Annotated in this window: 20 protein-coding genes and 1 tRNA gene; 10 read left to right on the top strand and 11 right to left on the bottom strand. The window is 62.7% G+C overall.

Going from position 1 to position 17,571, the window contains the following annotated elements; translation table 11 throughout:
• Positions 1–40 precede the first annotated feature (40 nt).
• The 3 genes from atpG to I4X03_RS02935 are packed head-to-tail and all read left to right on the top strand — an operon-like array spanning position 41 to position 2,830.
• Positions 41–916 carry a F0F1 ATP synthase subunit gamma gene (gene atpG, locus I4X03_RS02945; protein ID WP_223465351.1) on the top strand — a complete coding sequence of 292 codons (876 nt, stop codon included), beginning with the start codon at positions 41–43 and terminating at the stop codon, positions 914–916.
• A 33-nt stretch (positions 917–949) separates the two neighbouring features.
• Positions 950–2,350 (top strand): F0F1 ATP synthase subunit beta, encoded by a 1,401-nt coding sequence (gene atpD, locus I4X03_RS02940; RefSeq protein ID WP_223465349.1) that lies wholly within the window; start codon positions 950–952, stop codon positions 2,348–2,350.
• Positions 2,351–2,407: 57 nt separating this feature from the next.
• Positions 2,408–2,830 carry a F0F1 ATP synthase subunit epsilon gene (locus I4X03_RS02935; RefSeq protein WP_223465347.1) on the top strand — a complete coding sequence of 141 codons (423 nt, stop codon included), beginning with the start codon at positions 2,408–2,410 and terminating at the stop codon, positions 2,828–2,830.
• A gap of 273 nt (positions 2,831–3,103) precedes the next feature.
• Here the strand turns inward: I4X03_RS02935 and I4X03_RS02930 are convergent, their stop codons facing one another.
• From I4X03_RS02930 to I4X03_RS02915, 4 genes are all read right to left on the bottom strand, one after another.
• On the bottom strand, positions 3,104–3,418 hold the full coding sequence (locus tag I4X03_RS02930; protein WP_223465345.1) for a YciI family protein: 315 nt from the start codon (positions 3,416–3,418) through the stop codon (positions 3,104–3,106).
• A gap of 73 nt (positions 3,419–3,491) precedes the next feature.
• On the bottom strand, positions 3,492–4,922 hold the full coding sequence (locus I4X03_RS02925) for an HsdM family class I SAM-dependent methyltransferase (protein ID WP_223465343.1): 1,431 nt from the start codon (positions 4,920–4,922) through the stop codon (positions 3,492–3,494).
• A complete protein-coding gene (locus I4X03_RS02920) occupies positions 4,915–5,460 on the bottom strand; it encodes a restriction endonuclease subunit S (RefSeq protein WP_223465341.1) in 546 nt (181 codons plus the stop codon). Before I4X03_RS02920 ends, I4X03_RS02925 begins: the two co-directional genes overlap by 8 nt.
• 95 nt (positions 5,461–5,555) lie before the next feature.
• On the bottom strand, positions 5,556–5,699 hold the full coding sequence (locus tag I4X03_RS02915; RefSeq protein WP_223465339.1) for a hypothetical protein: 144 nt from the start codon (positions 5,697–5,699) through the stop codon (positions 5,556–5,558).
• A 440-nt stretch (positions 5,700–6,139) separates the two neighbouring features.
• Here I4X03_RS02915 and I4X03_RS02910 point away from each other — a divergent pair, with 440 nt between their 5' ends.
• Positions 6,140–7,819, top strand: coding sequence for a serine hydrolase (locus I4X03_RS02910; protein WP_223465337.1), 1,680 nt, complete (start codon positions 6,140–6,142; stop codon positions 7,817–7,819).
• Positions 7,820–7,826: 7 nt separating this feature from the next.
• Here the strand turns inward: I4X03_RS02910 and I4X03_RS02905 are convergent, their stop codons facing one another.
• Positions 7,827–8,438, bottom strand: coding sequence for a peptidoglycan recognition protein family protein (locus I4X03_RS02905; RefSeq protein ID WP_223465335.1), 612 nt, complete (start codon positions 8,436–8,438; stop codon positions 7,827–7,829).
• Positions 8,439–8,570: 132 nt separating this feature from the next.
• On the opposite strand from I4X03_RS02905, the gene I4X03_RS02900 reads away from it, so the two are divergent.
• The gene (locus tag I4X03_RS02900; RefSeq protein ID WP_223465333.1) at positions 8,571–8,993 is read left to right on the top strand and encodes a CoA-binding protein; all 423 of its coding nucleotides are present in this window, start codon (positions 8,571–8,573) and stop codon (positions 8,991–8,993) included.
• Positions 8,994–8,996: 3 nt separating this feature from the next.
• Entirely contained in the window at positions 8,997–9,833 is an 837-nt protein-coding gene (locus I4X03_RS02895; RefSeq protein WP_223465331.1) for a PPK2 family polyphosphate kinase, read from the top strand.
• Between the two features lie 23 nt (positions 9,834–9,856).
• Here the strand turns inward: I4X03_RS02895 and I4X03_RS02890 are convergent, their stop codons facing one another.
• Positions 9,857–10,948: an extracellular catalytic domain type 2 short-chain-length polyhydroxyalkanoate depolymerase gene (locus tag I4X03_RS02890; RefSeq protein ID WP_223465328.1), complete on the bottom strand. Its 1,092-nt coding sequence runs from the start codon at positions 10,946–10,948 to the stop codon at positions 9,857–9,859.
• Positions 10,949–11,028: 80 nt separating this feature from the next.
• On the opposite strand from I4X03_RS02890, the gene I4X03_RS02885 reads away from it, so the two are divergent.
• Positions 11,029–11,622, top strand: a complete 594-nt coding sequence (locus I4X03_RS02885; RefSeq protein WP_223465325.1) for a glutathione peroxidase — start codon at positions 11,029–11,031, stop codon at positions 11,620–11,622.
• 30 nt (positions 11,623–11,652) lie between these two features.
• On the opposite strand, the gene pabB is transcribed toward I4X03_RS02885, so the two are convergent.
• Genes pabB through I4X03_RS02870 form a run of 3 tightly spaced genes read right to left on the bottom strand, consistent with a single transcriptional unit; the run spans position 11,653 to position 14,822 of the window.
• Positions 11,653–13,464 carry an aminodeoxychorismate synthase component I gene (gene pabB / locus I4X03_RS02880; RefSeq protein WP_223465323.1) on the bottom strand — a complete coding sequence of 604 codons (1,812 nt, stop codon included), beginning with the start codon at positions 13,462–13,464 and terminating at the stop codon, positions 11,653–11,655.
• 16 nt (positions 13,465–13,480) lie between these two features.
• Positions 13,481–14,059: a nucleoid occlusion factor SlmA gene (gene slmA, locus I4X03_RS02875; protein ID WP_223465321.1), complete on the bottom strand. Its 579-nt coding sequence runs from the start codon at positions 14,057–14,059 to the stop codon at positions 13,481–13,483.
• Between the two features lie 28 nt (positions 14,060–14,087).
• Positions 14,088–14,822: a pyrimidine 5'-nucleotidase gene (locus tag I4X03_RS02870; protein WP_370660476.1), complete on the bottom strand. Its 735-nt coding sequence runs from the start codon at positions 14,820–14,822 to the stop codon at positions 14,088–14,090.
• A gap of 26 nt (positions 14,823–14,848) precedes the next feature.
• Here I4X03_RS02870 and I4X03_RS02865 point away from each other — a divergent pair, with 26 nt between their 5' ends.
• Positions 14,849–15,739 carry a TraB/GumN family protein gene (locus I4X03_RS02865; protein WP_223465309.1) on the top strand — a complete coding sequence of 297 codons (891 nt, stop codon included), beginning with the start codon at positions 14,849–14,851 and terminating at the stop codon, positions 15,737–15,739.
• Between the two features lie 8 nt (positions 15,740–15,747).
• Here I4X03_RS02865 and I4X03_RS02860 read toward each other — a convergent pair.
• Positions 15,748–15,822: transfer RNA gene (locus tag I4X03_RS02860), tRNA-Thr, on the bottom strand.
• A gap of 32 nt (positions 15,823–15,854) precedes the next feature.
• Positions 15,855–16,781, bottom strand: coding sequence for an acetylglutamate kinase (gene argB / locus I4X03_RS02855; RefSeq protein WP_223465307.1), 927 nt, complete (start codon positions 16,779–16,781; stop codon positions 15,855–15,857).
• Positions 16,782–16,917: 136 nt separating this feature from the next.
• Between argB and I4X03_RS02850 the strand changes: the two genes are divergently transcribed.
• Positions 16,918–17,109 carry a cysteine-rich CWC family protein gene (locus I4X03_RS02850; RefSeq protein WP_223465298.1) on the top strand — a complete coding sequence of 64 codons (192 nt, stop codon included), beginning with the start codon at positions 16,918–16,920 and terminating at the stop codon, positions 17,107–17,109.
• A 26-nt stretch (positions 17,110–17,135) separates the two neighbouring features.
• Positions 17,136–17,567 carry a DUF29 domain-containing protein gene (locus I4X03_RS02845; RefSeq protein ID WP_223465296.1) on the top strand — a complete coding sequence of 144 codons (432 nt, stop codon included), beginning with the start codon at positions 17,136–17,138 and terminating at the stop codon, positions 17,565–17,567.
• Positions 17,568–17,571 lie beyond the last annotated feature (4 nt).

Here is a 17,571-nt window from a genome sequence, read left to right as displayed (position 1 = left end):
CAGTTGACCGCGGCGCCAAATGCATAAGGAGTAAGGACTCATGGCAGTAGGCAAAGAGATACGTGGCAAGATCAAGAGCGTAGAAAATACGAAGAAGATCACCAAGGCGATGGAAATGGTCGCCGCATCCAAAATGCGCAAGGCGCAGGAACGGATGCGTGCGGCTCGTCCCTACAGTGACAAGATTCGTAACATCACCTCCAACCTTGCTACTGCTAATCCAGAGTACACGCACGCATTCATGGCGCAAGCCAAGGGCGTGTCGGCAAAGACGATTGGTTTCATCGTGGTCACGACCGACAAGGGTCTGTGCGGCGGTATGAATACCAACGTGCTGCGCCTGGTGACGCAAAAAATGCGCGAGCTGGAAACAGCTGGCAACAAGATTGAAGTTGTTGCGATTGGCAACAAGGGTTTGGGGTTCATGAACCGGGTGGGTGTCAAGGTCGTGTCGCACGCGATCCAGATCGGCGACCAGGCGCACCTCGACAAGCTGATCGGGCCTGTCAAAGTCATGCTCGACCGCTACGAGGCAGGTGAGCTCGACGCGGTGTACGTGTGCTACACCAAGTTCATCAACACGATGAAGCAAGAGGCGATGGTCGAGCAACTGCTCCCGCTGTCGTCCGCGCAGCTGTCGGCTGACAAGGATAGTCTCTCCTGGGACTATATCTACGAGCCGGAAGCGCAGACCGTGATTGATGAACTGCTGGTGCGTTACGTTGAAGCGCTGGTTTACCAGGCAGTTGCAGAAAACCTGGCGTCCGAGCAATCGGCGCGTATGGTGGCGATGAAGTCGGCAAGCGACAACGCCGGCAACGTCATTGGCGAACTGAAGCTGATCTACAACAAGACCCGCCAGGCTGCGATTACCAAAGAACTCTCCGAGATCGTCGCCGGTGCGGCAGCGGTCTAAACCCAGTTTTATCTAAATATTGAAGGAACGAACATGGCTGATGGCAAAATCGTTCAGTGTATCGGTGCAGTTGTTGACGTTGAGTTTCCGCGCAACGCAATGCCGAAGGTTTTCGACGCACTGAAAATGGCAGGCTCCGAACTGACCCTGGAAGTACAGCAGCAGCTGGGTGACGGCATCGTCCGTACCATTGCGCTGGGCTCCTCCGACGGTCTGCGTCGCGGCATGATGATCCAGAACACCGGCGCACCGATCATGGTTCCAGTGGGTGTTGCTACCCTGGGCCGTATCATGGACGTGCTGGGCAACCCGATCGACGAATGCGGCCCGGTATCGCACGAGCGCATGGCATCGATCCACCGCGTGGCGCCTGCGTACGACGAACTGTCGCCATCGCAAGACCTGCTGGAAACCGGCATTAAAGTGATTGACCTGGTCTGCCCGTTCGCAAAAGGCGGTAAGGTTGGTCTGTTCGGCGGTGCAGGTGTGGGCAAGACCGTCAACATGATGGAACTGATCAACAACATCGCAAAAGCACACTCGGGTCTGTCCGTGTTTGCCGGCGTGGGTGAGCGTACCCGTGAAGGTAACGACTTCTACCACGAGATGGCCGATGCCAAGGTAGTTGACCTGGAAACCCCAGAGAACTCCAAGGTAGCGATGGTCTACGGTCAGATGAACGAACCACCAGGCAACCGTCTGCGCGTCGCGCTGACCGGCCTGACCATGGCGGAAGCGTTCCGTGATGAAGGCAAGGACGTTCTGTTCTTCGTCGACAACATCTACCGCTTCACCCTGGCAGGTACCGAAGTATCCGCACTGCTGGGCCGTATGCCTTCCGCAGTGGGTTACCAGCCTACCCTGGCCGAAGAAATGGGCCGTCTGCAAGAACGTATTACGTCGACCAAGACCGGTTCGATCACCTCGATCCAGGCCGTCTACGTTCCAGCCGATGACTTGACCGACCCGTCGCCAGCAACCACCTTCGCCCACCTGGACTCGACCGTCGTTCTGTCGCGTGACATCGCCTCGCTGGGTATCTACCCTGCGGTCGACCCACTCGACTCGACCTCGCGCCAGCTGGACCCGCTGGTCGTTGGCCAGGAGCACTACGACACCGCGCGTGCTGTCCAGGGCACCCTGCAGCGCTACAAGGAACTGCGTGACATTATCGCGATTCTGGGCATGGACGAACTGGCGCCGGAAGACAAGCTGCTGGTGGCACGTGCACGTAAGATGCAGCGTTTCCTGTCGCAGCCGTTCCACGTCGCTGAAGTCTTCACCGGTTCCCCAGGCAAGTATGTTTCGCTGAAGGACACCATCAAGGGCTTCAAGATGATTGCATCGGGCGAGCTGGACCACCTGCCGGAACAAGCGTTCTACATGGTTGGCACGATCGACGAAGCAATCGAAAAAGCCAAGAAGCTCGGCTAAGACTGGCACAAGCGCCGCGCTGGCGACAGCGCGGCGACTTAACCCGATAGGACACACATGGCAAACACATTTCACGTTGACGTGGTATCGGCCGAAGAGAGCATCTTTTCGGGCGAAGCCGAGTTCGTCGCGTTGCCGGGTGAAGCAGGTGAGCTGGGTATCTACCCGAAGCACACCCCGCTGATCACGCGCATTCGGCCGGGTGCTGTACGGATCAAGGTGCCTGGCCAGGCGGAAGAAGAGTTCGTCTTCGTCGCCGGCGGCATCCTGGAAGTGCAGCCGAATTCGGTGACGGTCCTGGCCGACACCGCAATCCGCGGCGGCGACCTGGACGAAGCGAAAGCACTGGAAGCGAAGAAGCAGGCAGAAGAACTGATGGTCAACCGCGAGTCGGAAATCGACTACGCCAAGGCGCAATCGGAACTGGCCACCGCGATCGCCCAGCTGGCTGCAATCGCCAAGCTGCGTCAAAAGCGCTAAGCAATACCAGTAGTACATTGAAAAGGCAGCCTCGGCTGCCTTTTTTTATGCACCACCGTCGTTCCCGCGAACGCGGGAACCTATACCGCGGCGACGGGTGCTCCCCACGTCGCAATCTCCATCATGCGTCCGATAGGTTCCCGCATTCGCGGGAACGACGGTTCGCGCGTCAGCGCAGCGAGTCGGTCAGCCGCGCATTCGCGGGAACGACGGTTCGCGTGTCAGTGCAGCGAGTCGGTCAGCCGCGCATTCGCGGGAACGACGGTTCGCGCGTCAGCGCAGCGAGTCGGTCAGCCGCGCAATCTCCACCGACCCCTTCTCGTCAAAAATCGGGCACGCTTCGGCCAGCTTGACCGCGGCGTTGAAATCGGCCGCTTCCACGATCGAATAGCCGGACAGGGAACTGCTCGACAGCTTCGGCCCGAGCAAACGGCTGGGGACCTCGACACTGCTGTGCGTCAGGCTGCCGCGGTCGACGACCGATGAGCCGAGCGAACCGAGCCAGGCTGTCCACTTGCCGGGATGATGCTCTGGTGCATCGGACGAGCCGTCCGCTGCGCCGCGGTAGACAATCAGGAATCGTTCCATGCTGGCTCCTCTGTTCTGAAATTAGGTTGAGAAACCTTAGCAGAACCGCCACGCCGGCGACGCACTGCTGCATCTATGCCGGCCGCGCCATCAGCGCGTCAAGCATCGCGTCGATCCGCTCGTTCACGCTGCTCAGCTCGCAACGTAGGCGCTTGCGGCGATACCGGATCGCATGGATATCGGTGCTGGCGTGCTCTTGCTCCGGACGCACGTACAACGAGACGCTGAGCGAGCAATCGTTGCCGATGATCGCCTCGATACTGGCCTGCGCCGATACGCCCGGCTTGCTGATCCGCTCGGCGCAGGCGCGGGCGATCCACTCGATCGCTTCCGGGGAGAACACATTCTTTCCAGCCACAGTCGTCGCGAAGCCGCGCCCATCGATGAACAGCACGTCGCGCGCACTGCGGCTGCGGCGCATGACGAGCAGGGCGCCGCCCACACCCGTGCCTTGGAACATCTTCTCCGGCAGGCCGACCACCGCGTCGACCAGGTTGTCTTTCAGCAGGCGCATGCGGATACGCCCCTCCTGGCCTCCGCGCGACAACACGCCGCTGGATACGATCGCCGCCATGCGTCCGGTAAAGTCATGCATGGACGCGGCCATGTGCAGCAGGTAGGCGTAGTCGCCGTTGTTCTTCGGCGGCATGCCGCGCCGGAAGCGCTCGTGGCGTTCCGGCGGCGGATTCTCGGCCCGCCATTCCTTGATGCCCCAGGGCGGATGTGCAATCACAACGTCGAACTTGCATTGGCCGCCTTCGTACTCCAGCACGTTTTCGGGCTTCAGCGCGTCGGCCATGCGGATATGTTGCGACGAAAATCCGTAGTACAAAGCGCTCACCTTGGCGATGATCCATGCTGCCGGTTTGCGCTCGGAACCATACACCCGGACTTGCTTCGGCCGGCAGGCGAGCGTGCCCTGCATATGAATCAGCATCTGTCCGGTGCCGCAGGACGGGTCGTACACGGTGTCATCGCGCTGCGGCTGCATGACGCGGGCCGTCAGTTCGCACAGCGACGCCGGCGTATTCAGCTCGGGCGCGGTGAAACACGTAGCAAGGCAGTGCCGCGAGGTGAGGAGCGCTTCCCTCATCAGTTCAAAACTGCACTGGTCGCGATCGCGGAACCACAGGTTTTCGACTATGCGGGTCAGCAAGCCGCGACTGTCGTCGTTGCCCAGGAAACGAGGCGACGCGAAGTTCAGGCCGGTGAACAGGCCGCCCAGTTCGGCTTTGTTCAACTCCTCAAGCTGCTCGAACATCGCCACGAACCAATGGCCGAGCTGGTTGTCGTCGAGGGTCAGCGGGGTGTGATACTCAAGGCAGCCGGGCAGTTCGAGCGAACAGGGCAGGGGGCGCGATTCGCGCTTGGCGTCGGCGAACCAGCGAAGGATGACGAGGGCGATCAGGAAATGGACGGAAGGGGCGGGCTGGAATGCTTGGCGGAGCAGGCTGAAGATGTCGTTGATACCCGCTCGCGCATCCTTTTTTGGTGGTTTAGCCATGCAAGCCTCGTGGTGCGAGTAGCGCCTCGCACGCATGCTCGATCTCGGCGTGGTCAAGTTGTTCAAGCTCTTGCCGCAGGCGCGAGCGCTGCTCCGCCAGCGCCTGCAGCTCGGCAATGTACTGCTGGCGTTCAAGCGGCGGCAAGGCGACCTCGATACGCAGCAAGCTGGACTTGTTGAGGGCCTGGATCGCCGAGCCGGCCAGTAGCTGGGTGATACCGGCCTGGATATCGGGGCGGTTCAGGTACCAGCACAGATAGCTTGACTGTACGCCCTGGTGCGGCCGAATCGCGAAGATCTGTCCCGACGTGAACACCGGCAGCGGCGCACCCCTGAACAGGCGTGCCGGGTAGGATGAGCCACGTCCGGGCAGCAGGATGTCGCCCTCGCGCAGCTGGTCGGCCAGCTGGTCGTCATTGGCATCGACCTTTGGCAACGATGGATAATCGGCCGGCCAGCGCGAGACGATGTCGCGAATGGCGAGCACGCAGGCGTTACCGTCTCCGCCGTCAAGCGGAGAGCGGTCCCGGAACGTCATCAAAGTTCGGACGGATGCAATTTCATCGAGTTTCACGTTGATCGCTTTGCATCTGCCTCCGCCAGGACTGCTGGCGAAGGCGCGGTGGCTACTGCTCAGGACGTTTTTGACCGTCCGCGCATCATGCTCAGTACGGCTAGCAGGATTATGCTCACGATGAGCCCACCGATGGGATGATCGTCGATAATCAAAATTGCACGAGTCGACGCTTCGATGACATTAATCAATGACTGGTCCATGTGAGGCTCCTAAATGCAACGTTATGGAATTCAACAAAACAGGTTTCGCGTAAAGCTGACACACAAAATTTCCTCCTACCTCGAAGAGTTATCCACCCAGGTCAACCGTGCCCCTGAGTACCGTGCCTACACTAGCTCCACGAGCCACACGCTGTTCGCCCCAGCTGGTATCGGCGGTACGCGCTCTACTCTGCCTGCACATCCCATACTTCTCGCGTACTGATCATTGGAGTTGCACGCGGCGGCGGCGTTCCTGCTGATCAGCTGGCATTTGCTCTGCCTCAATGTCCTGACCGCCATGGGGCTCGCGCAAGCCGGCTGCATTTCAGGGTCAAAAAAGGGCGTTTTGTCGGAAACATTGTTTTTTCAGAATCACAATCTTTTAGGATGATTGTCTTGCGAGGCCGAGCGCGGCTTCCAATTCTCCAAAGGATTGCATCATGCCGAGACTTACCGCCGTCAGCCTTGCCGCACTACTGTTATTGCCTGCCTCGTTTAGCGCCGTCCATGCGGCGCCTGCGGCGGCGCCCGCCAGCGACGCCCTTGCCGGGCGCATCGACGCCAGCGTGCGCGGCTATTACAAGGCCGATGAGCCGGGCGCCACCATCATCGTCACGCGCGGCGGGGCCACCGTTTTCCGCAAGGCATACGGCCTGGCCGATGTCGCCAGCAAGCAGCCGATGGACGCGGCGATGACGCTGCGCCTGGGCTCGATTACCAAGCAATTCACCGCCGTCGCCATCCTGATGCTGGCCGAGGACGGCAAGCTGGCCCTGACCGACGAGATCACCCGCTTCCTGCCCGACTACCCGACACAGGGCAAGAAAATCACCATCGAGCATTTGCTGACCCACACCTCGGGCATCCAGAGCTATACCGGCAAGCCGGCCTACGCCGACACGATGGACAAGGTTCTGACCGTCAGCCAGATGATCGACAGCTTCAAGAACGACCCGATGCTGTTTTCCCCGGGCGAGCGCTTCGACTACAACAACTCGGGTTATTTCCTGCTCGGTGCCATCATCGAAAAGGTGTCGGGCAAGTCGTACGCGGACTTTCTCGCCCAGCGCATTTTTACGCCGCTGGGCATGGACCACACCGCGTTCGAGGGCAATGAACGGGTCAAGGGCGTGCGCGCCGCCGGCCACAGCAAGGGCGACTCCGGCTTCGGCGCGGCCCGTCCGCTCAGCATGACGCAGCCGTACGCGGCAGGCTCGCTGGTATCGACGGTCGATGACCTGGCGCGCTGGGACAAGGCGATCGGCGCGGGCAAACTGCTCAAGGCGGCCAGCTGGAAGAAGGCGTTCACGCCTTACAGACTGGCCAGCGGCGAATCGACCGGTTATGGCTACGGATGGGAATTGGGCAAACTGCAAGGAGGCGCCAAGATCGCCCACGGCGGCGGCATCAACGGGTTCTCGACCTACGCGCTGAGCGTGCCGGCGCACAAGGTCTATGTGGCGGTGCTGTCGAACACCGACTCAGGGCGGACCCATCCGGAGATGGTCGCGACCAAGATCGCCGCCCTTGCCATGGGCAAGCCATTCCCGGACCACAAGCCCGTCACGGTCGCGCCGGCGACGCTGCAACAATACGTCGGCGTGTACACCATCGACAAGGACAACACGCGCACGATCCGCCTTGAGGACGGCAAGCTCACCATGCAGCGCACCGGCCGTGAGCGCATTCCGCTGACGGCCTACAAGCAGAATGGGTTTTACCTCGCCGATTCCCTTGCCACCCTCGAGTTTGTCCGCAACGCGAAGGGCGAAGTAAGCCACCTGAACATGACCAACGATGGCGGCGATCCGGTCAGTCACGCGCGCACTGCCGCCAAGCCGCTTGAGCGCACCGCGGTCAAGATCGCGCCGGCAACCTTCGACGCCTATCTGGGCCGCTACGAGCTGGCGCCCGGATTCGCCCTTGAAGTGAAGCGCGACGGCGAGAAAATGCTTGCCCAGGGAACCGGCCAGCCAGCTGTCGAGATCCTGCCGCTGTCGGACACGGTGTTCTTCTCGAACATGGTCGACGCCGAATTCCACTTCGAGAAAAACGCCGACGGCGTGGTGCAAATGGTGCTGCACCAGGGCGGCCAGAAAATGCCGGGCAAGCGCCTGTAAAGCTGGCTTACCGCGCGTGCGCCAGGCGTTCGGCCACGCGCTTGTGGAAGTAGCCGTTTTCCAGGTAGCGGTACAGGTTGGCGCCTGGGCAGGCGGTGTGGGCATAGTCCTTGTGGCCGTGGATGCGGTCCACGGGCACATTGTGCTTCGCCGCCAGCAAGGCCATCAGGTCGACCACCGCGTCGAGCTGTTTGGTGTTGGGCTGTACTTCCTCAAAGTTGCCGACGACTTCGATCAGCGCGTGGCCCTTCGGGTCGTAGCTGGTGTTGGTATCGCCCGCAAAGGCGATGTCGCGCCCGCCGTAGATGTTGCCGTCCAGGTCGATGATGTAGTGGTAGGGAATGTCCGCCCAGTTCCTGGTATTGCGCGACCAGGTCTGCAGCTTGCGCAGGTAGGCGCGCGGATCGGTCCCGGGCTTGAACGGCTCGCCCTGGTGATGCAGGGTGATGTGGTCGATCGTATGCGTGCGCACCTTGGCCGGATCGGCCGGCGTGCCGCCCCAGGCCTGCACTGTGACGATACGCTGTTCGACCTTGGCCAGCGGCGCCTCGCCGAACGAAGTACAGCCAGCCAGGCTCAGGGCGGCCAGGGTGAGCGCGACGGTGGTGCGTATAGTCATGGGGTTCTCCAGTCAGTCAGGCCGTCATCTTTCCACAGTTGGGTTCGCCCCGGCAATCGTTTTTCAAGGCCGCGCCGCGTCGGGATGCCTGTCTGTTACGATTTGACAAATGACAACCCAGGGATGCCCAGCATGCGTTCGATAAAAGAAATTCTTCAGGAAAGCAAGACCATCGCCGTGGTCGGCATGTCGACCAAGAGCGAGCGCGACAGCTTCATCGTGGCGCGCTATCTCCAGTCGCATGGCTACCGTGTGGTGCCGGTCAACCCGACTTACGCCGGCACCGAGATCCTCGGCGAGACGGTCTACGCGTCGTTGCAGGAAGCGGCCAACGCGCTGGGCGCGGACGGACAGAAGATCGATCTCGTCGACTGCTTCCGCAAGTCCGCCGATATTGCGCCAGTCGCGCATGAGGCGGTCGCAATCGGGGCCAGTGTGCTGTGGATGCAGCTCGGCATCGACAACCAGGCCGCGGCCGACATGGCCACTGCCGCGGGGCTCGACGTGGTGATGGACCGCTGCCTTAAAATTGAGCATGCCAGGCTGCAGGGGTAGATCATGAAGGCGCGCGAGCACTTCCGGTTTCGCAAGGGCGTCGCGCTGCTCGAAGATGACGCCTGCGCCAAGCCATTGCGCGACGACGCCGCCAGTGGCGGCGCCGGCAAGGACGACGTCAAACAGCGCGAGCGCGAGCTGACCGCGCAGCTGATCGAACAGATCGCCGTGCACCAGGAGATGCTGTACGCGCAGCGCAAGCACAAGGTGCTGCTGGTGCTGCAGGGTCTCGACACGTCGGGCAAGGACGGCACCATCAAGGCGCTGTTCAGCCAGATCAATCCGCTCGGCCTGCGCGCCGTCGCCTTCCGCGCCCCCAACGACGACGAGCGCGCGCATGACTATCTGTGGCGCGTACATCGTCACGTGCCCGCGCTCGGAGAGATCGCGCTCTTTAACCGCAGCCATTACGAGGATGTGCTGGTACCGCTGGTGGAAGGCGCCATCGATGGCGATGAAGTGCAGCGGCGCTACCGGCATATCCGCGACTTCGAGCGCATGCTGGCCGAGACCGGAACGCTGGTCGTCAAAATTTTCCTGCACCTATCGCGCGGCGAGCAGCGCAAGCGCTTGCAAGCGCGCATCGACGACCCGGAAAAACAGTGGAAATTCGATCAGGCGGACCTCGACAAGCGCAAGCACTGGGATGACTACCAGCGCGCTTACCAGCAGGCGTTCGAGGCGACCGATGCCGGCGTGGCGCCCTGGTACATCATCCCTGCCGACTCCAAGACGCACCGCAACCTGATGGTCGCGACGCTGCTGCTGGAGATCATCGAGCAGCTGAAGCTGGCGTACCCGGAGCCCGATTGCAAGCTCTCCAGGCTAAAGATCGAATGATGGCCGGCGGCCGGTGCGCCGCCTTATCCGCCATTGTCCATTGATCGCAATTGCCCCAGGCGCTGGACCATCGCCAGCACCGCCTTCGCTTGCGCCCCGTCGCGCGTGTGGAAATCCGGCAGGAACGGATTCGCCGACGAGTATCCCCAGTAATCCCAGCACCCGCGCGGGTTGTACGGATAGAACCGGCTGGTGCGCACCTGCGGATACAGCACGATCAAGCGGTTCGCATCGGCCACCTCGTTGTACCCCGCCCGGCCATAGAAGTGATTGCCCACTAACTCCGCACCCTGCCTGCAGCCATGAAACGCCACGTGCACGTGGCATGGCTGGGTACGGCAAATGGCGGGGACATAGACGTATCCCGTGTCAGCCAGTCCGGCGCTGAAGCCGGCGTAGGGGCGCTGGTCGAATCGCAGCACCGTCGCGCTCAGCCTGGCCGAGGGTGGCCCCAGGCCGGGATACAGGTGCGCCAGCAGTTCGCGTGCCAGCGGCAGCCCGCAATTGTTGAAGTAGGGCGCGGCGGTCAGCGGGCAGGGATGGTCGCGCGCGTCCGCCGTCACCATGCCATGCCCCGCGTCGAGATTGTCGCGATAGCGGATCCGGCTGGCGCCCGCGAGCGCATGGAAGTTGCGCGCCTGGTCGACCACGACGGTGGTCACTGTCCGATCCGCGCCTCCGCTGAACAGGTAGACCGACTGGCGGCGCAGGTGCCCCACATGATCGATCAGGCCCGCGCGCGCGAACGCCTGCGCCTGCTGCCACAGCAGCACGGCATCGGGAGGATCTGTACCGGCCTCTTGCGGGTTCATGCACACGCTCAGGGCGTTGGCGAGGTAAGGGATGAAAGGGGGGCGCCCGGGATGGCCCGCGCAATAATACGGTCCGCCCGCGATCAGGCCCGCGCCGGTGACCAGGCTGGAGTGGATGACGGCGAACTGCCCCGCCATATAGGCGCCGGAAGACAGCCCGGACACCGTGGTCTGCGCCAGGTCGGCCTGCAGGGCGGGCAGGCGCGGCGCGCTGGTAGCCTCTGTGCGCACGGCCAGCGCCACCAATAGCCAGGCGGCCAGCATCGACAATGAGCGGGCGACGCGCATGAGTTGTCCCGGCATGCGTTTGCCGCGGACCTCGTACTGGCGGCGGCAGTGGCATAATAGTCATTCCACTCACTCAGACCGCAGGACGACGCCAAATGTTCAACCCTACCGTATTCGCCATGGCCGCGTTGTCCGCCGCCGCGCTGACCAGCGCGCCAGCGTTCGCACAAACGGCCAGCGCGGCGCCCGCCGCGACCGCCCGCACCAGTTGCCCGGCCACGCTGCGCCACACCTTCAAGCGCCTGCAGGACGAAGCGCCGCAAGACCTCTGCCAGTACGCCGGCAAGGTGGTATTGGTCGTCAATACCGCCAGCTATTGCGGGTTCACGACGCAGTACGAGGGGCTGGAGAAGCTGTACGCCAAATATGGTCCGAAGGGCCTGGTGGTGCTTGGCTTCCCGTCGAATGACTTCGGCAAGCAGGAACCGGGTAATTCGAAAGAGATCGCTGACTTCTGCTTCAATACCTACGGCGTCAAGTTCCCGATGTTCGCCAAGAGCTCGGTCAAGGGTGCGGAAGCCAATCCGCTGCACGCGGAGCTGATCAAGATTACCGGACAGGAGCCGAAGTGGAATTTCACCAAGTACCTGATCGACCGTAACGGCAAGGTGATCGAGCATTATCCGAGCAAGGTCAAGCCTGAGGATAAGCAGATCGTCAGCAAGATCGAACAGGCTCTCGGCTCGTAATTTGTAGGGCGGCAGCCAAGCTGATCCGCCCTACGAAATTTTTACCGCGCGCAGCGGACCCCGGAGGGCATTGCACACCACGATCTCTTCAGCGCTGTCGAGCACGGCGCGGGTGATCGCACGCTCGCTGGCCGCCCATGCCGGATCGGCCAGCATCGCCGCGCGCATCACGCCGGGCAGCACGCCCGCCGGCAGCGGCGGCGTGTACCAGCGCCCGTCCAGCCTCACAAATACGTTTGAACGCCCGCCTTCGGTCAGCTCGCCGCGTTCGTTGAAGAACAGCGTATCGAACCCGCCCTGTGCCTCGGCGTCGCGCCACGCCGCATCGTAGCGCCCGCGCACGCTCGTTTTATGACGCAGGAACAGGTCGTCCGAATGCGTCGCATCGGGTGCCAGCAGCACCTTCACCGGCTCCTGCAGCGGCGCCAGCGGCGCCGTCCCGACCGACATCGCGCCGTCCTGTTGAAGCGCCAGGCGCATGCGGAACGCACCATCGCCCAGTTCGCCGCACGCTTCGTTCAGCGCCGCCAGGGCGGCATCGCGGTCGAACGCGAAACCAAAATAGGCCGCCGACTTGCCGATCCGCGCCAGGTGCATGTCGCGCTGCGCAATGCCGTCGTGCGTCGCGCGCATCGTCTCGAACAGCTCGAAATCGTTCCCCAGGCCGGTGAGGAAGCGCGCCTTGAGCCGGCACTCGGCAAATTCGTCCACCGGATCGCTGTCGAACACGATGCCGGCGCCAACCCCCATCTCTCCCTGGCGGACACCGTCGCGCTCAGGCTTGAGCATCAAGGTGCGAATCGGTACCGACATGCAGAAGTCGCCGATTTCCTGTCCGTTCGCCGGCGGATCGAACCAGCCGATCGCGCCCGTGTAGATGCCGCGCGGCGCAGGTTCCAGTTCGTCGATGATTTCCATCGTGCGCCGCTTGGGCGCGCCGGTAATCGACCCGCACGGGTACAGCGCCTGGAAAACGTCGGCCAGCGACACGCCGTGCCGCAGCTTTGCGCGCACCGTGGACGTCATCTGCAGCACGCTGGTGTAGCGCTGGACGTCGAACAGCGCCGGTACCTCGACGCTGCCGGTGGCGGCGATGCGGCCCAGGTCATTGCGCAGCAGGTCGACGATCATCAGGTTTTCGGCGCGGTTCTTGGTGTCCTGCGCCAGTGCCGCGGCGCGCCGCGCATCCTCGGCGTCGATGCCCGAGGCGGGCGCGGTGCCTTTCATCGGCCGCGTCACCAGCTCGCCGCCGGCGTGGCGCACAAACAGCTCGGGCGACAGCGACAGCACCGCGTCGCCGCCTGGCAGTGCCACCAGCGCGCCGTAAGGCACCGGCTGGCGCGCGCGCAGGCGTGCGTACAGGGCGTGCAGCGACCCGAATGCGTCGAAGCGCAGGCGGTAGGTGTAGTTGACCTGATAAGTGTCGCCAGCGGCGATGTAGTCGTGGATGCGGTTCAGCGCCCGGGTGAATTCGTCCTGGCCGACGTTGGCGCGCACGGCCGATATGCCGGCCGGCCGGGCATCGGCCTGTGTAGCGAGCCATGCCGCCACTTCGGCTGGCGTCAGGCGCGCGCATTGGGCAAACAGCAGCACTTGCGCCAGCGGCGTGTCGCCTGCCTTGACCGGAATGCGCTGCAGCGCTCCTCCCAGTTCGTACGCCAGCAGCGGCACCGCGTACAGGCCGCGCGCAAGGGCGCCTTGCAGGTCCGCCAGCAGCTGCGGCCAGCCGCCGATGCCGTCGCAGCGCAGCACCGCTTGGCAGTCGCTGTACAGCCGCGAACGCGCCTGGCCAGCATCGGGGCTGGCATCGTCAAGCAGGGCAAAGCAATCGGCGAGTTTCATGGTGCAGCGCGAACGATCATGCGGCGAGCATCAGGGCCAGCTGGAGCGACGTGCCTTCGGTAGGATTCTGGCGGAAGCCGCTCTTGGCGAAGCGGTGCCAGCGCCCGACCGTGTAGCTGACCAGCAGGCTGGCGCGGGCCGCGACATCGGCTTCGTTGCCGTGGCCTTGGGTGACCGCGATGCGCAACGACTGTTTGCAGGCCAGTTCCACCTTGTCGTAGAACTGGTTCATGCGCAGCTGAAGGCGTTCGTCTTCGTTGACCAGCGCGTCGCCAATCAGCACCCGCGTCATGCCCGGGTTGTTGGCGGCGAAGGCCAGCAGCATCTGCAGGATCGCATGCGCCTGTTCGACGCCATTGGCTTCGCGCTCCGAGATCTGGTTAATCAGGCCGAATACGCTCGACTCGATAAATTCGATCAGGCCTTCGAACATCTGCGCCTTGCTGGCGAAATGGCGATACAGCGCCGCTTCCGACACGCCTAGCCGCGCGGCCAGGGCCGCGGTGGTGATCTTCTCGCCTTTGGGCTGCTCCAGCATCGCTGCGAGTGCCTGGAGGATTTGCAGCTTGCGCTGTCCCGGCTTGGTGCTTGCCATGTCGTCTCTGCGGGTTGGGTTGATTGGCTCAGCGCAGCCGATGCAAGCGGGCGGCCAGCTGACGTAGCGATTTTACTTTGACATCGACGTAAGCGGGGCGTTTTAGCATTTTGGGCAGGGCCGCGGCGCCAATCGGGTCGCTCATGCGCAGGTACTGGGTGATCCACACGGTGCGCACGCCCAGCTGCTTGGCGCTGCGCAGGTTGTCCAGCGTGTCTTCTACCAGGATCGCGCGGCGCGCCGAGACGCCGTATTTGCGCAGCACGCGGCGCATCATCAGCTTGGACGGCTTGGGCCGCAGCTGGCCGTGCACGAGCATGTCCTCGATCGCGACATGGTGGCTGAAGTGGCGCCGCAGGCCGAGGTGGCGCACCACGTCGGTGGAATAGCGGGTCGGCGCATTGGTGAACAGGATCTTGCGGCCGGGCAGGTGGCGCAGCAGGCGCTTGAGCCCACGTTCGCTGCGGATCATCTGCTGCAGGTCGCCGAGGGCGTGGGTCTCTTCAAGGAAGTGGGCCGCGCTGACCTGGTGGTGCCGGATCATGCCGAGCAAGGTGGCGCCGTAGCGCTTCCAGTACAGCAGGCGCGCGGCGTTGACGGCTTCGGGTGTGGCCGGCGTAACGCCGTCGCCCAGCACCCGCGCGATGAACACGTTCATGTTGGCGGTAATGGCCGGGAAGATCGAATGCGATGCGTCATGCAAGGTATTGTCCAGATCGAACAGCCAGAGCGGGGAGGACGGGTTAGTATGCGGCACAGGCACCTTTGCAAAGACGACGAGGAAAACGAATGCGACGCCAGATTATAGTGATTTTGCTTAGCCTGTTTTGCTTTGCCCTGCCTTCGGCATGGGGAGCGGACCGCGGCGCGCTGTTCAAGGTGAGCGCCAACGGCCACACGATGTACCTGTTTGGCACCATCCACGTCGGCACGCCGGCGTTTTATCCGCTCGAGCCGCGCATCGCCAAGGCGGTCGCCGGCGCCTCCACGCTGGCGCTGGAGATCGACCTCGCGCGCGATCCTGCCGCGATGTCGCAAGCCTTGAAGGAGCATGGCATGCTCGGTCCTGGCGGCACGCTGTACCAGCGCATGACCCCGGAACTAGGGGCGCGGCTGCGCAAGGAGCTTGCCCGCGTCGGCTTCGATCCTGCGATGGTCGCCAATATGCAGCCGTGGCTGGCCGCTACCTTGCTGACACTGGGTGAATTCGGTGCGCAGGGCTATCGTCCCAACCTGGCCGTCGACCTGCATCTGGCCGACCTGGCGCGCGAGCGCGGCGTGCCGGTGACGGAGCTGGAAACGATCGGCGCCCAGCTTGCCTTGTTCAGCTCGGTGTCCGAGGCCGAGCAGCTGCGCTTCCTGGAAGAGGCGCTACTGCTGTCCGAACAGGGCAGGCTGGCTTCCGAGGCGCGCGAAGCGGTAGTGGCCTGGGAAACGGCGAACCAGGCGGGACTCGATGCGATCGCCAAGCGGATCGAGGAAGACCAGACCAGCGGCGGACGCTTCATGCGCGAAGTGGTGCTCAATCAGCGTAACGTCACGATGGCGGACAAGCTGGCGCAGCTGCTCAAGCAGAAAAACAACAGTGTCGCGGCGGTCGGGGTGCTGCATCTGGTCGGAAAGACAAGCGTACCGGTGCTGCTGCGCGCACGCGGCATGGCGGTGGAGCGGGTGTACTGAGAGGGGAGTGGTGCCCTTTACGTGGATTGAACACGTGGCCTCTCCCTTACCAAGGGAGTGCTCTACCACTGAGCTAAAAGGGCGACTGAGTGGCGGGGAACCCCGCCACAAATCTTTAGTGCGACCGAATCATAGTTCCGAAAGCCTGCTCGGTCAAGACTTCGAGCAACAAAGAGTGCTCGATGCGGCCATCGATGATGTGCACCGTGTTCACGCCCGACTTGGCGGCGTCGAGTGCCGAGGAGATTTTAGGCAGCATGCCGCCCGAAATCGTACCGTCGGCAAACATCTCGTCGATCTCGCGCGCCGACAGGTCGGTCACGAGGTTGCCTTTTTTATCTTGCACGCCGGCGATGTTGGTCATCATGATCAGCTTTTCCGCTTTCAGGATTTCCGCGATCTTGCCTGCGACGACGTCGGCGTTGATGTTGTAGGCCTGGCCATCCTGGCCGAAGCCGATCGGCGAAATGATCGGAATGAAGGCGTCGTCCTGCAGTGCCTTGACCACGGCCGGGTTGATCGCGTCGATCTCGCCGACGAAACCGATGTCCAGGAACTCGCCCGGCTTTTCGCGGTCAGGCATGCTCATCTTGCGCGCACGGATCAGGCCGCCGTCCTTGCCGGTCAGGCCCACAGCCTGGCCGCCGTAGTGATTAATCAGCATCACGATATCCTGCTGGACCTCGCCGCCCAGCACCCACTCCACCACTTCCATGGTTTCTTCGTCGGTGATGCGCATGCCCTGGACGAACGTGCCTTGTTTGCCGATCTTCTTCAGTGCATTGTCGATCTGCGGCCCGCCGCCATGGACAACCACCGGGTTCATGCCGACCAGCTTGAGCAGGATCACGTCGCGTGCGAAGCCGTGCTTCAGGCGCTCGTCGGTCATGGCGTTGCCGCCGTATTTGATGACGATGGTTTTGCCGTGGAAGTTACGGATGTACGGCAGGGCCTCAGCCAGGATCTGTGCCTTGATCTGCGGGGACACCGAGGTCAGGTCATTGTGCTGGTCAAGATTCAGATTAGGCAAAGGAGCGGTCATGGCGGGTCCGAAAAAGAATTGGCGAGATTTTACAGGCAAACCGGGCAGGTCTTGTGGGCATTATAGGGCCATCTTGTTGAAATTTAAGTCCTGCTCGGCTAAGGTGCGTTTGTGAGGCAGTTATCGAGGATTTAACATGAGCATATGCACACGTTGCGGTACCGAGTTCGGCTGTGCGATGGCCGATGGCCTGGACGCGCCATGCTGGTGCACCGAGTTGCCGCCGGTGGTGCCGGTACCGGGTGCCGCGGCGGCCTGCTGGTGCCCCGACTGCCTGCGCCAGCATATCGCGTCGGCCACCGAACCAGTTCCACTCTCCCGGATCTAACCATGATCACCGAGCAGGAGCCTGCCATGAGCAAACTCTACGATGGCGATCTCGTCGCGTGGGCTTACGAACAGGCCGCCTTGCTTCGCAGCGGCAGCCTTGAGCAGATTGACCGGCTCAACATTGCTGACGAGATCGAGGACGTGGCCAAAAGCGAACATCGTGAACTCACCAGCCGTTTTGCCGTCCTGATCTGCCATTCGCTGAAATGGCAGTTCCAGCCAACGCACCGCAGCCAGAGCTGGCAACGCACAGTGCGTGACCAACGCTTAGCGATCGAGCGCAGGCTTGCCAAGATGCCCAGCCTGCGGCCATTGCTCGACGATGAAGAATGGCTGTCCGACGCATTCAACGATGCGGTGCGCCTCGCCTCTGAGCAAACGGGTCTGGAAGAGTTTCCTGACACCTGTCCCTGGACAATCCCGCAGATCCTCGCGCCCGATTTCCTACCCAGCTGAAATA

Origin of the sequence: Massilia soli, assembly GCF_016809835.1 — a bacterium.
GTDB lineage: Bacteria > Pseudomonadota > Gammaproteobacteria > Burkholderiales > Burkholderiaceae_D > Telluria_A > Telluria_A soli.
This window is presented reverse-complemented; position numbering and strand designations above follow the sequence as displayed.

Coding starts and splice junctions, on each gene's coding strand:
- atpG (WP_223465351.1), top strand. CDS start 41: ATGGCAGTAGGCAAAGAGATACGTGGCAAGATCAAGAGCGTAGAAAAT.
- atpD (WP_223465349.1), top strand. CDS start 950: ATGGCTGATGGCAAAATCGTTCAGTGTATCGGTGCAGTTGTTGACGTT.
- I4X03_RS02935 (WP_223465347.1), top strand. CDS start 2,408: ATGGCAAACACATTTCACGTTGACGTGGTATCGGCCGAAGAGAGCATC.
- I4X03_RS02930 (WP_223465345.1), bottom strand. CDS start 3,418: ATGGAACGATTCCTGATTGTCTACCGCGGCGCAGCGGACGGCTCGTCC.
- I4X03_RS02925 (WP_223465343.1), bottom strand. CDS start 4,922: ATGGCTAAACCACCAAAAAAGGATGCGCGAGCGGGTATCAACGACATC.
- I4X03_RS02920 (WP_223465341.1), bottom strand. CDS start 5,460: ATGACGTTCCGGGACCGCTCTCCGCTTGACGGCGGAGACGGTAACGCC.
- I4X03_RS02915 (WP_223465339.1), bottom strand. CDS start 5,699: ATGGACCAGTCATTGATTAATGTCATCGAAGCGTCGACTCGTGCAATT.
- I4X03_RS02910 (WP_223465337.1), top strand. CDS start 6,140: ATGCCGAGACTTACCGCCGTCAGCCTTGCCGCACTACTGTTATTGCCT.
- I4X03_RS02905 (WP_223465335.1), bottom strand. CDS start 8,438: ATGACTATACGCACCACCGTCGCGCTCACCCTGGCCGCCCTGAGCCTG.
- I4X03_RS02900 (WP_223465333.1), top strand. CDS start 8,571: ATGCGTTCGATAAAAGAAATTCTTCAGGAAAGCAAGACCATCGCCGTG.
- I4X03_RS02895 (WP_223465331.1), top strand. CDS start 8,997: ATGAAGGCGCGCGAGCACTTCCGGTTTCGCAAGGGCGTCGCGCTGCTC.
- I4X03_RS02890 (WP_223465328.1), bottom strand. CDS start 10,948: ATGCCGGGACAACTCATGCGCGTCGCCCGCTCATTGTCGATGCTGGCC.
- I4X03_RS02885 (WP_223465325.1), top strand. CDS start 11,029: ATGTTCAACCCTACCGTATTCGCCATGGCCGCGTTGTCCGCCGCCGCG.
- pabB (WP_223465323.1), bottom strand. CDS start 13,464: ATGAAACTCGCCGATTGCTTTGCCCTGCTTGACGATGCCAGCCCCGAT.
- slmA (WP_223465321.1), bottom strand. CDS start 14,059: ATGGCAAGCACCAAGCCGGGACAGCGCAAGCTGCAAATCCTCCAGGCA.
- I4X03_RS02865 (WP_223465309.1), top strand. CDS start 14,849: ATGCGACGCCAGATTATAGTGATTTTGCTTAGCCTGTTTTGCTTTGCC.
- argB (WP_223465307.1), bottom strand. CDS start 16,781: ATGACCGCTCCTTTGCCTAATCTGAATCTTGACCAGCACAATGACCTG.
- I4X03_RS02850 (WP_223465298.1), top strand. CDS start 16,918: ATGAGCATATGCACACGTTGCGGTACCGAGTTCGGCTGTGCGATGGCC.
- I4X03_RS02845 (WP_223465296.1), top strand. CDS start 17,136: ATGAGCAAACTCTACGATGGCGATCTCGTCGCGTGGGCTTACGAACAG.